The organism is Chitinophaga sp. 9-1-y (assembly GCF_059511905.2).
Genome location: NZ_CM197955.1, coordinates 3,966,302 through 3,980,554 on the forward strand (window position 1 = coordinate 3,966,302; position 14,253 = coordinate 3,980,554).

11 protein-coding genes are annotated in these 14,253 nt (G+C 39.4%); 5 read left to right on the plus strand and 6 right to left on the minus strand.

What is annotated here, in order from left to right:
• Positions 1-24: 24 nt before the first annotated feature.
• From AC5ZC7_RS15475 to AC5ZC7_RS15500, 6 genes are all read right to left on the minus strand, one after another.
• Complete coding sequence (locus tag AC5ZC7_RS15475; RefSeq protein WP_496158021.1) at positions 25-849, minus strand: M57 family metalloprotease; 825 nt, start codon at positions 847-849, stop codon at positions 25-27.
• A gap of 631 nt (positions 850-1,480) precedes the next feature.
• Positions 1,481-2,404: an NmrA family NAD(P)-binding protein gene (locus AC5ZC7_RS15480; RefSeq protein WP_496158020.1), complete on the minus strand. Its 924-nt coding sequence runs from the start codon at positions 2,402-2,404 to the stop codon at positions 1,481-1,483.
• Positions 2,405-2,800 (minus strand): hypothetical protein, encoded by a 396-nt coding sequence (locus AC5ZC7_RS15485; protein WP_496158019.1) that lies wholly within the window; start codon positions 2,798-2,800, stop codon positions 2,405-2,407.
• A gap of 10 nt (positions 2,801-2,810) precedes the next feature.
• Complete coding sequence (locus AC5ZC7_RS15490; protein ID WP_496158017.1) at positions 2,811-3,803, minus strand: DUF6268 family outer membrane beta-barrel protein; 993 nt, start codon at positions 3,801-3,803, stop codon at positions 2,811-2,813.
• Positions 3,804-3,869: 66 nt separating this feature from the next.
• Positions 3,870-4,760, minus strand: a complete 891-nt coding sequence (locus tag AC5ZC7_RS15495; RefSeq protein WP_496158016.1) for a helix-turn-helix domain-containing protein — start codon at positions 4,758-4,760, stop codon at positions 3,870-3,872.
• Between the two features lie 268 nt (positions 4,761-5,028).
• Positions 5,029-5,457: a nuclear transport factor 2 family protein gene (locus AC5ZC7_RS15500; protein ID WP_496158015.1), complete on the minus strand. Its 429-nt coding sequence runs from the start codon at positions 5,455-5,457 to the stop codon at positions 5,029-5,031.
• Between the two features lie 1,013 nt (positions 5,458-6,470).
• On the opposite strand from AC5ZC7_RS15500, the gene AC5ZC7_RS15505 reads away from it, so the two are divergent.
• From AC5ZC7_RS15505 to AC5ZC7_RS15525, 5 genes are all read left to right on the plus strand, one after another.
• A complete protein-coding gene (locus AC5ZC7_RS15505) occupies positions 6,471-8,852 on the plus strand; it encodes a TonB-dependent receptor domain-containing protein (RefSeq protein ID WP_496158014.1) in 2,382 nt (793 codons plus the stop codon).
• 84 nt (positions 8,853-8,936) lie between these two features.
• Complete coding sequence (locus tag AC5ZC7_RS15510; protein WP_496158013.1) at positions 8,937-9,098, plus strand: hypothetical protein; 162 nt, start codon at positions 8,937-8,939, stop codon at positions 9,096-9,098.
• Between the two features lie 144 nt (positions 9,099-9,242).
• On the plus strand, positions 9,243-10,511 hold the full coding sequence (locus tag AC5ZC7_RS15515; protein WP_496158012.1) for a hypothetical protein: 1,269 nt from the start codon (positions 9,243-9,245) through the stop codon (positions 10,509-10,511).
• Positions 10,512-10,520: 9 nt separating this feature from the next.
• The gene (locus AC5ZC7_RS15520) at positions 10,521-11,792 is read left to right on the plus strand and encodes a hypothetical protein (protein ID WP_496158011.1); all 1,272 of its coding nucleotides are present in this window, start codon (positions 10,521-10,523) and stop codon (positions 11,790-11,792) included.
• The gene (locus AC5ZC7_RS15525) at positions 11,792-13,990 is read left to right on the plus strand and encodes an ATP-binding cassette domain-containing protein (RefSeq protein ID WP_496158010.1); all 2,199 of its coding nucleotides are present in this window, start codon (positions 11,792-11,794) and stop codon (positions 13,988-13,990) included. The genes AC5ZC7_RS15520 and AC5ZC7_RS15525 overlap by 1 nt, the downstream gene beginning before the upstream one ends.
• Positions 13,991-14,253: the final 263 nt, after the last annotated feature.

The following is a 14,253-nucleotide window of genomic DNA, read 5'->3' on the forward strand; positions in this document are numbered from 1 at the left end:
CATGCATTTCCGGTCAGCGATGGATTACTGATAGAGATAATTTAATGCAATAATATCATTAGCATTAAATGTACGGTTACCTCCATTGGAGCAGGCCAGCATCCAGGAATCCGGGTCAGGATCACTCGGGGTACCTGGCAGATATACAGCCCCTACGCCACCATCACCTTCATCTATCGGATCACCGCCGCAGCTATAGGAACGGTCCATATAGTCGGTATGGCGCATACCGATGCAATGTCCTATTTCGTGCTGAAGCACAGAACCTACGTACTGCACATTGGGGTTGCTGCCGTAGGCGTCAGGGTGGGTATTCATTTGAATGAGATCAAAAGGCTCTCCTGCATCGGTAGGGAAACCAGATGATCCTAAAGTAATATAGCCGCCACTGGGCCCTTCATAGAAGCCCTGAATAGTTATATCCGCATTACCGCTGGTAATACGTTGAAACTGGATGCGCAGCCCCAATGCATTGTAACGTTGGATGGCCAGGTCGGTGCCTTGTACGAAAGCACTGCCCAGATTACTCACCTTCACGGTAATTACACGTGGTAAGTTAGCTACCAGGTTATTAGTAGAATATTGTTCTGTTTTGGCAACTCTAACTTTATTAGTGTTGGCCTTCTTACTGAGGTCTTTTGCACTAAGGAAAATATCTCCTTCTACAAGATAACCTCCGTTTACGGCATGTACATTCCTGGTACTGAAGCCTTTTGCCTTGATTTGTGCTAATACGTCATTAGAAATACTGGGTTTATCAGCATTCCCTTGTTTGTTACCTTTCTGGCATGATGTGATGAACGAACCTGCCAACAGACAGATCATGAAAAAAAATGCTTGATTTCTCATTGGTTAAGATTTTGGGTTTTAGATGTTAGATTGCTATCGTGCCTGCATGAAAAAAAGCTTTTACTATAGTTGTATTTTACAACTAATGCTTAGACATATACCTATTTAAAATGACGGGGAAAACGTAGACTATTCTCCTGTAACAATCGTTATCAGACGCCTGTTTAGAATGAACAGATTAATTTTCCAGTATTACAGATTTGAAATGTGGGTTACTTAGATTTGCTTAAAGATTATGGCTCTGCGTTCGGGTTTACATCGTGATCGTTTTCCAATATTACAGCTTTCCTATTTCCGAAAAAAATATTTTAAATTAAATACCCGGTTTTCATAAGTAGTTAAATAGCAGCAGTCCGAACTATTTTATATTTTTTTAAGTCTATTCTAATGATTTCTTAATCACTTTTTAAGCATTTTTTAATCTCCATCTCCCAAAAAGTTCTCACACAGATCAGAATGAAGCAGCCGACATTGACATTACAATAGTGATTGACACGAACTATGTAATAAAATACTGTGAAGAGAACAGTATCGACCTTACCAGGTACGCACATCAAAAAGGTGGCACATCATTTTGTGCCACCTAAACATAAGCCTGCCCTCACTGAGTAAATTGATTATCTGCCAGGATTCAGGCCGTTCTGAATAGTAATTTCCAGAGAGGTTTCTTTTTGAAAAGATGCCGGCTCTCTTGCAGGTATTCGTCCATGGTCCTTGGGTTTCTCACAATGATATCGCTGATCGTATCTGCATTTGGTTCTGTCATTTTGATGGCAAGATCATCTAATTCCACGATATGATTGGCCAACCATTTTGGTAATTTTGCTTTGCCGGTTAACTGCATAAACAATTCATCAGGCGTGATATCCACATACTCGATCTTACTCCCCGTTACATGAGAAAGCTTTTCTGCCATTTCGATATTGGTAATTGCCTGCGGACCTGAGAGCACCACTGAACGCGGCTTTACCGTTTCAGTTGTCAGCAGATAATTTACAGCAACGGTTGCTACATCGCGGCAATCGATATAGTTCCGTGCTGCATCACCAAGGGAACCATAGATCTTGCCGAAATACTGAATGGTAAATGCGTTCCGTTCCCAGTTCTGCATAAAGGAATAAGGCCTGAGACAGCAATAGTCTTCGATATTCCGTGCGAGGTAGTCATCGATTTTTTTATGCCACTCGCTGACTTCCACCTTTGCAGGGCTGCGAACGATCGGTGCAGACAACTTCACGATCCGTCTGATTCCACATTCCCTGGCAGCATCGATGATGTTGATCTCCTGCTCTACCTGTCCGGGAGACGTTGCAGTCAAAAGAAATACGGCATCAGCTCCAAAACAGGCTTCCCTCAGTTGGCGATGAGAATTCAGATCAGCGCTTACATATGTTATGTTCGGCGAACCGCTTCCGGGTTGGATCGGATAAGGGCGGTCGGGATTTCTGAGCACACCTCTTACCATGCATTCCTGTTCACTCAGCTGGATCATCACCTCACGCCCAACAGTACCAGTACATCCAAAAACGACGATCGTTGGTCTATTTTTTTTCATTTATTGTTTTTTTTTCACATATTGACGCACCGTTACAATTGCCGCACCCAGAAAGGCAGAGAATGTAATATTAAATCGTTCGGATGGAAGCTGGAGAATGGCCGCACACAGCATACCCCATCCAACCATTAATAGAATTACCAGCAATGATTTTATCAATTTATTTTTCATCAGGATCCCTTTTGAATCGAACTGCCATAGTATGATCAGGCTCAGGATCGTAGAGAACAGAGAAGACAGTCCAATCGTGCTGTAACTCGCCTGCATCAGCTCCGATCGTTGCAGAAAAAAACCAGACAGAAAAGACATTAATGCAGGGAATACATAAGAAGGAACAGCCGCAAGAATCAAAGAACGGAAACTAAATGCGGAAGTTTGATCGTTTATATTTTTCATGATCTCACTTTTATTTTTTCTGGTTAATGCGATAAGTGAGTGCCACTTTCCCATATGCCATGTTGGATACAGAAAAATCATTCACCTTTTTCTGGTCTGTATCGTAGCGTTCATAACGATTGAACAGCGCTGCTCCCCCCTGCACCTGGAACCAGAAATTGCCGAACAAACGCTGCTGCAGTTGCAGACCTCCATGAACAGAGGAGAATTGTGCGTAATCAACATCCTGCCCGGTATCCCCTTTGAAGTTCTTGTGCTTGAAGCGCGTCCAGTCGATGGAGCCAGCCAGACCGATCTGGGTATTCTTGCTCACACAGTACAACACATTCAATCTGGGCCAATAGAACTGTGCTAACCACTTGTTGTTCCTGCTTCGGTAATCGATAGAAATCCCCGGCGTGATCAGTGTTTCTCCAAAAGAGTGCAGGGCATGCACTCCAAATCCGATCTCCAGATTCGATTCCGCTCCAAACTTCTTCGACACACCCAGGATTCCGTCAAAGATCAGCCCGTCAGAAGAGAGGGACTTCCGCGATTCCACTGCCAGCGTTGGCATAGCGATCGCCAGGATCGACCATCTGCCGGAGAGCGGGTGCCGGACGATTATGGTTGATTTCAACTCATGAATCCGATCAATCCTGTTGGGATCATCGATCGTTTTGTTATCATACCTGAAGTCCATCAGGCGGTAGTTCAGGTTGCTGAAAATGCTGGTCTTACCAATTTTAACAGGAGGAATGGGCAACCAGGCATCATAAGTGTTCAGCTGAAATTTACTCCCAGACAATGAACTTCCCGGAGGCAGGTCGTCAAATGAAGCTTTCCCATGTACCGTAACGGCGATGCCGCCTACGTCCTGAATTTGCTGGCTTTGAATATTGTTTGAAAAGAGAAGAGTAAATAATGCGACCAGGCTAAAAACTGACCATTTAGCCTTCCCGTTATGTTGGCGTTGCGAAGCATTTCCGATACCACCGTTTTTAACAGCTATCAATGTTTTCATTTTAAAAGGATCTAATACCACAAAGGTGGATTGAAAACATTGATAGCTTTAAAACGAAACCACGCTTTACCCGGACAAATCCTGCATAAATGCCGCCCGGTACTCGGAGGGTGTTACGCCGGTGATCTTCTTAAATAACCGTCCAAAATAGCTTGGATCGCCATAATTGAGTTCAAAAGCAATTTCTGATATGCCTTTTGTCAGATCCTGCAACAACAGCTGGCTTTGCAGGATGCTTACTTTATTGATCCATTCTTTCGGGCTCTCTCCAATGGTCTCTTTGATGCATCGGTGGAGGTAATTTTCAGACACGAATAGCTCATCGGCGTAGAATAGGATCGACTTATGCGTCAGGTAATTCTTATACACCAACTCCTTGAATTTGAAAGTAAGTTCAGCGCTTCTGCTCATCCCTTTATTCAGTTCTTTAGCGGAAGAGAAGATCTTCTGCAATCCTGCCTGCAAAAGTGAATAGCAAACATGAAGGTTGGGATCCGGTTGGTAAACTTCAACGCTCAGCAGTTCAAATAAGGAAGTTAACCACACACTGTTATCTCCTGACAAATGGATCACATTGTTGACAGAAAAGAGTTTGATCAGCTCCTGTTTGGACAACAACTGATTGAGCGTTTTGTCTTCAAACAAAATGATATGCCCAGCCGCATCTGCACTTACTTCTTTCAATGAAGTAACATTCCCTTGCCTGACAAACAGAATCTCATTCGCTTTGATGGATACCAAATCTGCATCCACCTGCTGCTTTGCAGCTCCACTGGTGACATGAACAATGAAATTATATTCAGGTCTGTGTAAGGGAGTGGGCACTTTGATAAATCCGGATGTTTTCCGGATATCATGAACCTGAACAGGCGTTTTCAAAACAGTGAATTCATCTGACATTTCAGCCATGAACCTTCCTCTGAAGTCTGTTGCGGTTATCCTCTTTATTGTAGACATAACAAGGCTGATCTTTAGGATCTTTCACGAAAGTATTGCAAGATTTCCATAAGAAATATGAAAAGAGGAGATATAACATAAATAGCATTTCATGAAATAGACCAAAAACAAAAAACCCGCGCAGTTGTAGTGCGCAGGTTTCAAGTTTCTCCAGTGATCCCCTTGGGAGTAACAGGTATCGTTGTATGTCTTGTAGTGTCTGTGTTTGATAGTGGCGAACGTTTATTGCTAACCGTATGCTAACTTGATTTGACAAAATGCTCGTAACTCAGGCCATTCTTTCCTGGATAGGCTTCAACTGGTATGCTTTGTAAAAGAAGCGGTCCGCTTCATGCTGATCTGCTGCGAAATTCACGACTTCCACAATTTTGCCGTCCTTGATTTTCCACAGCAGACACCATAACATATCTACATTGTTGCCGTCTTCCCGGTTGCTCCAGCCACGGTGGCAGTCAATCACGTAGTTGTCATTTACGCCCAATACAATAGGATCTGCCTTAAACCCTGATTCGCTTAGCTTTGAGAAGTAGGCGAGAACTTCTGTGATACCTACTTTGGTACCGCTCATTGGATGGTGCCCGGGAATCGTCCATTTAACGTCTTCTGCTACCACTTCTTTCATGGCTTCGGCGTCAAACTTGCTATAGGCTTCAAAAAATTTACCGATAATCTCGAGATTAGGGTGTTGTTGGCTCATGGACAATGCTATTTTTTAAAATAATTTGGTATATGGTGATCTTATAAAGATCGGAAAAATACCATCTCCTTTTATATGTATTTTGCTGAAATTACAAAAAAGTAATATTGCGGGCAGTGTATCAGCGTAATCGCTCTTTAAGGCCTTACCTGGAACTTTAATAGTCCTATTTCTACTTGGGTGCTGATGCCACGAAAAATATTGATTTTGATTTTAGCAATGTCCAAAATGGTAAGTTAGCACCTTGCTCAAGCCACATGCGCCAGATGAACCCGCAATGGCTGTAATGTAGGATGTGAACCTGCACCGCATTATACGCAATGGCGTAGGTTATGGGTCTGCACTGCCGAATGGCAGCACTAAAGATCTACTCTCTTTTATGTCTGGAAGGATCTTTATCGCCCTTTATCAAGATAACTAATTCAAAACTTCCTCCTCCTTTTTAATAAGCAAAATGATTTTTTTTTGAAGATTCTTTTTTTTAATTGGAATAATTTGTATTTTCCGATCCGAATTGGCAATAGTGTGAATCCCCGACCCAAATTGAAAATCCAATTGATGATTCCCTCAAAACTTGAGTTAGAACACTATGGAAACTTGCTTCAGCGTCCTCGGAATTGTTAAACAGACCCAGTATATAAATTTATAACTTGAGTAAAACCCAATTGCGCTCTTTATACATGAAATGTTTCTATTTTTTTTAACGGAGGGAGAAAACAACAATACCCTGCATTAAATAGCAATGCCTTTCTGACAAGTATCAACCTCGTTACTGTAGTCGTTTCGTCTTTATACTATCCGTCTTGAAAGAAGTTAACCATTTTGCTATTTCAATCTAAGCGAAACAGTTTCTGATGAGGTAAATTTCAATGACCAAATATTAGATTAACCTGAAAGTAGTGTGTTCATGCTATACGCATGGAGATAGATGCTCCGATAGGAGAAGGTCTGAGAGATCACGTGCAAAAAAAACTTCCAGCTATAACGAAAATCAAATGCAAAAAAAAATTTCAATGTTCATCATCAGCCAGGTCATCATTTTTAGCAACGCTTCTGGACAAATAAAAATTTCAGGAAAGGTGAAAAACAATATCAATCAGCCTATTCCTTATGCCACTGTTGAGGTACTCAAAGATAGTTCGAGTATTCAAACCACTATTTCCGATGGTATGGGTCATTACATACTGGAAAATATACCCGCCGGCGCCTACCATTTAGTTTGTAGCTATGTGGGGAATAGAAAGTACAAGCAAGATTTAACCATTTTAAAAGATACCCTTATCGACATCCCTCTAAAGTTGGATACCAGCACTCAGCTTAAAGAAGTGACCGTCTTGGCTAAAAAGCCACTCATTGAAAAGAAAATAGACCGATTAGTATTTAACGTAGAGAATTCAATATCTGCCACCAGTGGGGATGCGCTCGATGCTTTAAAAGTAACCCCCTTTGTCAAAGTTAAAAATGATGCTATTAGCATGATTGGTAAAAATGGCATGTTGGTCATGGTAGACGATAAGGTAGTCCAGTTCTCCGGAGATGATCTCATTAATTTTCTAAAAACAATAAAAGGTGAAAACATCAAAAGCATAGAGGTTATCACTAACCCTCCGGCTAAATACGAAGCAGAAGGTAATAATGGTTTGGTGAATATTGTTCTTAAAAAAACAAGGCTCAATACCTGGAATGCTATTATAAACAGCGGATATAAACAAGCCTCCTTTCCCACTTTTAATGAGGGATTCAATTTTAGTTATCAAAAAAATAAAATATCGCTTTTTGCTGATATCAACTATATCAATGGCTCAAAAAAGGGAATAGAGACGGAGCACATAGAGTACCCCACTGAAACATGGAATAACAACTTTAACAGGCGCCCTTACTTAAATATATTAACTAACAGAATTGGATTCGATTATGAGATGTCAAAAAAGTGGACTATTGGGGTACAATATCTGGGTGGGATAAATAAACCTAAAACAGATCAAGTCGGCCAAACTCTAATAACCAGCAATGGTATGCAAAAATTAGATTCTATAGTTGAATCCCAATCACAGGAAAATAAGAAAATAACGTCTCATTCAATCAATGCACACTCCGTCCTAAAATTAGATGGCAATGGTAAAAACCTCTCTTTCGATTTCGACTATTTTAATTACGATAACAATGTAGATAGAAACTTTCAAACGCAGAACAGATACGCTGATTACACGCCAATTACCAATGGCTATCATGCCGCCCAAAATGTAGGAAACCAAAACCTCAATATCTATTCGTTGAAACTAGACTTCACACATCCATTGAAATGGATGAAACTTGCTTACGGGGGAAAAATTTACTTCTCCAACACAAAGTATGATAACCAATATTTCAATACGACAACGGGAGTACCTATGTTGGATTCCAATCAAAGCAATCTATTTAAGTATAATGAAAATACGCAGGCCTTGTACGCCTCCGCTAATAAAAAATTAAAGGATAAATGGGAGTTCTCACTGGGCATAAGGGCTGAAAATACCCAAACGATTGGCAATTCAATAACATTGCATCAAAAAACGTCAAGGAGCTATATCCAATTTTTCCCCACTGCGTATATTCAATTCAAAGAAAATGAGAATAACACATTTTCTTTAAATGTTGGAAGACGGTTGTCGAGGCCCAGGTACAATGAACTAAATCCATTTAAAGTGTTCTACAACGCCTATAATTATTCCCAGGGTAATCCTCTCCTGGTTCCCGCCTATAGCAGCAATATAGAATTTCAGCACAGCTACAAAGACGTATTGATCTCCTCTCTGTCATTTTCCAGGACTACAAATGGCATCGGCAATCCGCCTTTTTTTGATATAGCAACAAAGGTCTCCTCCCTGCTGGATTTAAACTATTATACCTCTTATACTTTTAATCTAACCGAGGTATATATTTTTGATAAATTAAAATGGCTAGAAAGCGAAAACCAAGTCAATATTTTTCATACCACCACTCGCGTGAATAAGGATCTAAATCTGAAAGACACCAAAGGCATTGGGGCATATTTTTCAACAAACAACAACTTAATATTAAACAAACAGAAAACCATTAAAGGAGAACTTAACTTTTGGTACCAAACACCTCAATATGAAGATATTTACAAGAGAAAGTATGCTGCAGGCTTAGATGCCGGTTTAAAATTCTCTCTGCTTCAAAATACCATGCAACTCTCCTTTCTGGTACAAGATATACTGAGAACCGATATTCAAAAATCCAGCACGACATCGGACAATACAAAATACAGCTATACTGATTATTCCGATAACCGGAATTTTAAAATTTCAATGTCATACAAGTTTGGAAGCCAGAAAATCCAGGTCAATCCAAGAAAATTCGGCAATGAGGAAGAGAAAAGGCGGGTGGAATAAATATCTGCAAATCATAAGTAACAGGAGTATACCGATGCCTATATGCAAAGAAGGTGATTTCTCACATGCTTAAATTTCAATTATATGAAAGAAGAGCAAATGGCAAATGCAGCTGAATTCCTGGGAGTAAAAGTACTGACTCCCCTGGAAGAAAAAGCTGTAGTTGGAGGTATGTTACTTCCTGAAGCGCATCATCACACCGATGAAGGTCGCCACCATTCTCATCATGACACAACCCTTGCTTAATCACTGCATTAACGAGTTTGTTTCAATTCTTTTTTGATGAGAGTTACAGAGGGGGAGCAACTCCCCCTCTCATTAAAATGCTTAGTTTGAAATATTGCCCTCAAAATAAGTACTACCTCAATTATTTCTAAAAAACGACACTATATGAATTCAACAGATCAAGTCGCAGCCTATAGCTCAGTTTGGTGGGATGAATTTATTCTAAAAACAAATAACCTGACTAAAACTGCTGTATTTGAGGACTGCATGACAAAAGCAGAAACCGCGCTACTTAGAGCCTATGTTCTTCAGATCCTGGGAACCTTAGCAAGCTTACGAACAACGGCATATGGATATAGGGTTTATGTGGACGGCAAACTACTCGACAAAAATGGAATGGATCAAATTTTTGACAATCCTCCAAATAATGATGAGACAGTAAAAGCCTGGTCCCAGCGCGTATTCGGGGAGAAAAAATTCGGAATGATCCTGAATTTAGGAGAAAAATTCAACCTGGATCTTTCCAAAAATATTGCCTTAAAAACGCAACCTTATTTAGAGAAAATCGGTTTCCCCAGGGAAGGGATCAACTTCTCCATTTTCATCGGCAATTATGACAAAACACCTTTAGGGATCCACAAAGACCCTCCAGGACAAGATGTCATGCATTTTCATTTAGGGCCTGGCGATAAAACCATGTACACATGGCAGAGAGAAGCGTTCGAAGATTTGATTAAAAAATATGATAAACAGGACGTAGAAAGTCTGTTGCCTTATTCTACAGAATTTTCGTTCAAAGAAGGCGATATGTACTTTATGCCCGAAGGGGAATATCACATTGGAAAACAAGATGGATTATCCATGGCCATCACTTTTTGGAGATATAATCACACGAGACATAAGTTAGCTGCCAAATTACAACAGGTGATTTTTGGTCAATTCATGAAAAAAGAAGATGCGCTGCTATCAACGGATCTCAACCCTTTGGATAACATCAACGGATTAAATGAAATGCTTGAATTATTTGATATTCCCAAAGAAATGGAAGAGATGAGTTTAAAAGAATTAATGAAGGAGGCCTATAAAGACCTTCGATATTCAATTCACAGCAATGGCGGTTATCGTACCACACCTTTTGCGGCAGACGAAACTCCTCAATTTGATATGGATGACCAGATCGTGATTGAGCAACCGTTTAAGATCTTATATAAATCATCATTGAATAAAGAAAAGCTACATGTTTTTGTAAGAGGAATCAAACTAGAGCTAAATAACTTCGACTGTATAGTGGATTTTATAAATGAAATTAATAAAGGAAATCCAATTAAAGTCAAAGACTTGATTGCCATTTTAGATGAAAAATGGGATAAGGAAATAGGAATTTATATCCTGAATCTTCTTTATAAAAATCATGGAATTGTTAAGGTTAACTGATAAACAATTATGAAAAACGACACAACGAGCTTCAATTCATCCTGGTGGGATGATTTTCTGTCAGCAACCAAACAGATGTCTCAAACATGCGTTTTCAAAAACTGTCTGACAAAGGAAGATACTGCGCTAATGCGGGGATACATTTTAGAAATTCTATCAGAATTAGCGAGCCTGCGAACGAATAAGTATGGGTACAGAGTCTATATTGATGGGGTTCAATTGAGTAACAATGACATGGTGAAAGTCTATGACACTCCCCCCACGAGCAATGATACCGTGGAAACCTGGGCACAACGGGCATTTGGGGAAAAGAAATTTGGGCTGATCATCAATCAGGGAGAAAGATTCAATTTGAATCTTTCAAACAGGATGGCACACCATCTTAAACCTTTGTTAGAAAAAATTGGAATGCCAACAGAAGGCATCATATTTACTTTGTTTATTGGCAATTATGATAGCACTCCACTCGGCATCCATTTGGACCTGCCTGGCAAGAGTGTCATACATTTCCATTTAGGCCCAGGTAGCAAAACGATGTATACCTGGGATACAGAAAAATATCTGGACTTGGTTGGCGAGCAAAAATATAACAACCAGGAAGTGGAAAAATATTTACCTCACGCCAATAAATTTCCCTTTGAAGAAGGAGATTTATATTTTATGCCTGAAGACACCTACCATGTAGGTACGCAAGATGGCCTTTCAGTAGCTATCGCATGCTGGTGTTATAACAGATCAAATCAAGATTTTGCCGGGAGATTACAATCATTGCTGTCAGAACAATACCTGCGAAAAACCAATGAAAATCTAAAAGCGGATAAACAATCCCTTAAAGACATATCCGCAGTCAATAAAACATTAGATCTGTTTGAATTACCAGCTGAACTTCAGGACTTAAGTTTTAAAGATTTATTGAAGGAGGTTTATAGAGACCTTAGATACTCACTACATAGTAATGCAGGATACCGCACTAGTTTTTTCCCTAAAACGGGCACCACTGCAATTAACCTGGATAGCAGAGTTGAAATCGAAGAACCCTATAATATACTATATAAAGAGTCCATAGATATGCAGAAATTGCATGTTTATGTCAGAGGGGTTAAAGTAGAATTTAACAATTTTGACTGTATAAAAAGGTTGATTGATCAACTAAACAAAGAAAAATCATTAACGGTAAAGGACCTGATGTCTACTTTAGATGAGAATTGGAATAGGGAAACAGGCTTCTACTTGATTTCACTATTGGATAAGTACCACGGGATTAAGATAATTCATAATTAATGAATTTTATTCATCAACTTGATCAGACGGACTGCGGGCCAGCTTGCTTATGCATGGTAGCTGGCGCCCATGGAAAAAAGTATCCCCTGCAGCACATCAGAGATAAATGCTTTGTTACACGTGATGGCGTTTCTTTACTTGAAATAAGAGAAGCAGCGCAGAGGATTGGGTTTAATGCCACTACTGCGATGCAGAGTTTAGCCAGTCTTAAAAATCAGTCCAAGCTATTTCCCTGCATTCTCCATTGGAATCGCAATCATTTTGTGGTACTCCTGAAAGTAAAAGAACATTTTTTTTCAAAGAAGACAATATACAAAATAGCTGATCCAAGTCATGGAATAGTTACTATAGATGAAGATACCTTTAAAAAGGCCTGGATATCTGATTCAAAAAATGGAATTGCACTCTTCTTAATTCCTTCACCTGATTTTTATGCTGCTATTCCGATGATTGAACAGCAGATAACATTGAAGTATATCTTCAATTATCTACGTCCGTTCAAGAAGCAGGTCTTCATGATGTTCATCATGCTCCTGGTGGGCAGCTGCATCACATTAATTTTCCCATTTCTTACACAAAATTTAATAGATAAAGGCATTAATACAAAAAGTCTGCACATCATTAGCATGATTCTGTTGGCGCAACTGAGTCTTTATGCTGGATACTTAGCCATTGAAATTATAAGGAATTGGATGCTATTATTCATAGGCACTAAAGTGAGTATCACCATTATTTCAGATTTTTTGAAGAAGCTCTTGCAATTGCCGGTAAAATTTTTCGATTCTAAAATGATGGGGGATTTTAACCAACGAATAAAAGACAATGAAAAACTTGAATCTTTTTTAACGAGTCAGAGTGTTACCGTATTATTCTCTACTGTCACATTTTCGGTGTTCCTGATTGTCTTGGGCTATTATAATTACAAAATACTATTGGCATATTTTGCGCTAACAGCGCTATCAATAGGTTGGTCGGCCTTATGGCTCAGGCGTAGAAGGATTTTAAGTTATTTCCGTTTTCAAAACAGAGGGCAGAATCAAGAAGCTATATCTGAAATTTTATCTGGAATAGCAGAAATGAAATTAAATCAATTCGAAGATTACAAAAGAAATGAATGGGAGAAAATACAGAAAAACCTTTTCAAGATAAATATCAACATCCTAAAAATTGACCAATTGCAACTTTCAGGATTCGAATTAATAAACCAGATAAAAAATATCCTGGTAACATTCATTGCTGCCACCTACACCGTAAAGGGCGCTATGACCTTAGGGCAATTATTAAGTGTTTCTTACATTGTTGGTCAGCTGAATTCACCCATCACGCAATTAGTTACTTTTTTTCGATCGCTTCAAGATGCAAAATTGAGCATGGAACGAATGAGTGAAGTGGAGAATTACGAAATAGAGGAAAATGAGCATCAAATTAAAGTGCCATTACAAGCCGCCATTCACCATCCACCAGGTATCTATCTTAGAAATGTTTCTTTTCAATATCAGGGCCCGAACTCAAATTATGTCCTGAAGAATATAAATACCTTTATGCCCGAAGGAAAAGTTACGGCAGTCGTGGGAGCCAGCGGTAGTGGTAAAACAACCTTAATCAAGATATTACTAAAATTCTATGCCCCAGTATCTGGAGATATACTGATTAATGGTCAAAACCTGGATACGATTTCTCCTAAACATCTGAGGCAAAATTGTGGTGTGGTGATGCAAGACGGCTTTATCTTTTCAGACACTATCGGAAGAAATATTGCCATGTCGGATGAAAACATCAATATGCAACGACTCAAGGCAGCGGCAAAAATGGCGAGTATAGATAATTATATCGCTTCGCTACCCTTAATGTATGATACTAAAATCGGCGCATCTGGAAACGGCATTTCCGGTGGGCAAAGACAACGAATTTTAATTGCCAGAGCGGTCTACAAAAATCCTCAGTTCCTTTTCTTTGATGAAGCCACCTCTGCTCTTGACGCGGAGAATGAAAAAATAATTCATGATAATCTGCAGTCCTTTTTTAAAGGCAAAACAGTCGTTATTATTGCGCACCGCCTATCCACAGTGAAAAATGCAGATCAGATTATTGTATTGAAACAAGGACAAATTATTGAAAAAGGTACCCATGCTGAGCTGGTCGCTTTAAATAACGAATATTACAGCTTGGTTAAAAATCAATTGGAGCTGGGACTGTGATTTTAGCTTCAGGGTAAATTGTCATAAAGAAAAAGCTTTGAATGCTATCAGAAAAATAAAAGTTCAGATATAGACGATGAGTGTTTTTATTACTCCATCCGATACCAATGCTGAAAATCCAAATTACTACTACAAAAAACGTAATTTAGTATTGACAAGTCAACCTAAGTAAAACTAAGTAAGCTGAAACGCGAATCCGCACTTTGATAGACTAACAAATAGACCAAAACAACAAAGCCCGCGACCAGCGCGAGCTTTGTAAT

What these genes read in the sequence shown, in the direction of transcription:
- AC5ZC7_RS15475 (WP_496158021.1), bottom strand. Translation starts at nt 849, where the DNA reads ATGAGAAATCAAGCATTTTTTTTCATGATCTGTCTGTTGGCAGGTTCG.
- AC5ZC7_RS15480 (WP_496158020.1), bottom strand. Translation starts at nt 2,404, where the DNA reads ATGAAAAAAAATAGACCAACGATCGTCGTTTTTGGATGTACTGGTACT.
- AC5ZC7_RS15485 (WP_496158019.1), bottom strand. Translation starts at nt 2,800, where the DNA reads ATGAAAAATATAAACGATCAAACTTCCGCATTTAGTTTCCGTTCTTTG.
- AC5ZC7_RS15490 (WP_496158017.1), bottom strand. Translation starts at nt 3,803, where the DNA reads ATGAAAACATTGATAGCTGTTAAAAACGGTGGTATCGGAAATGCTTCG.
- AC5ZC7_RS15495 (WP_496158016.1), bottom strand. Translation starts at nt 4,760, where the DNA reads ATGTCTACAATAAAGAGGATAACCGCAACAGACTTCAGAGGAAGGTTC.
- AC5ZC7_RS15500 (WP_496158015.1), bottom strand. Translation starts at nt 5,457, where the DNA reads ATGAGCCAACAACACCCTAATCTCGAGATTATCGGTAAATTTTTTGAA.
- AC5ZC7_RS15505 (WP_496158014.1), top strand. Translation starts at nt 6,471, where the DNA reads ATGTTCATCATCAGCCAGGTCATCATTTTTAGCAACGCTTCTGGACAA.
- AC5ZC7_RS15510 (WP_496158013.1), top strand. Translation starts at nt 8,937, where the DNA reads ATGAAAGAAGAGCAAATGGCAAATGCAGCTGAATTCCTGGGAGTAAAA.
- AC5ZC7_RS15515 (WP_496158012.1), top strand. Translation starts at nt 9,243, where the DNA reads ATGAATTCAACAGATCAAGTCGCAGCCTATAGCTCAGTTTGGTGGGAT.
- AC5ZC7_RS15520 (WP_496158011.1), top strand. Translation starts at nt 10,521, where the DNA reads ATGAAAAACGACACAACGAGCTTCAATTCATCCTGGTGGGATGATTTT.
- AC5ZC7_RS15525 (WP_496158010.1), top strand. Translation starts at nt 11,792, where the DNA reads ATGAATTTTATTCATCAACTTGATCAGACGGACTGCGGGCCAGCTTGC.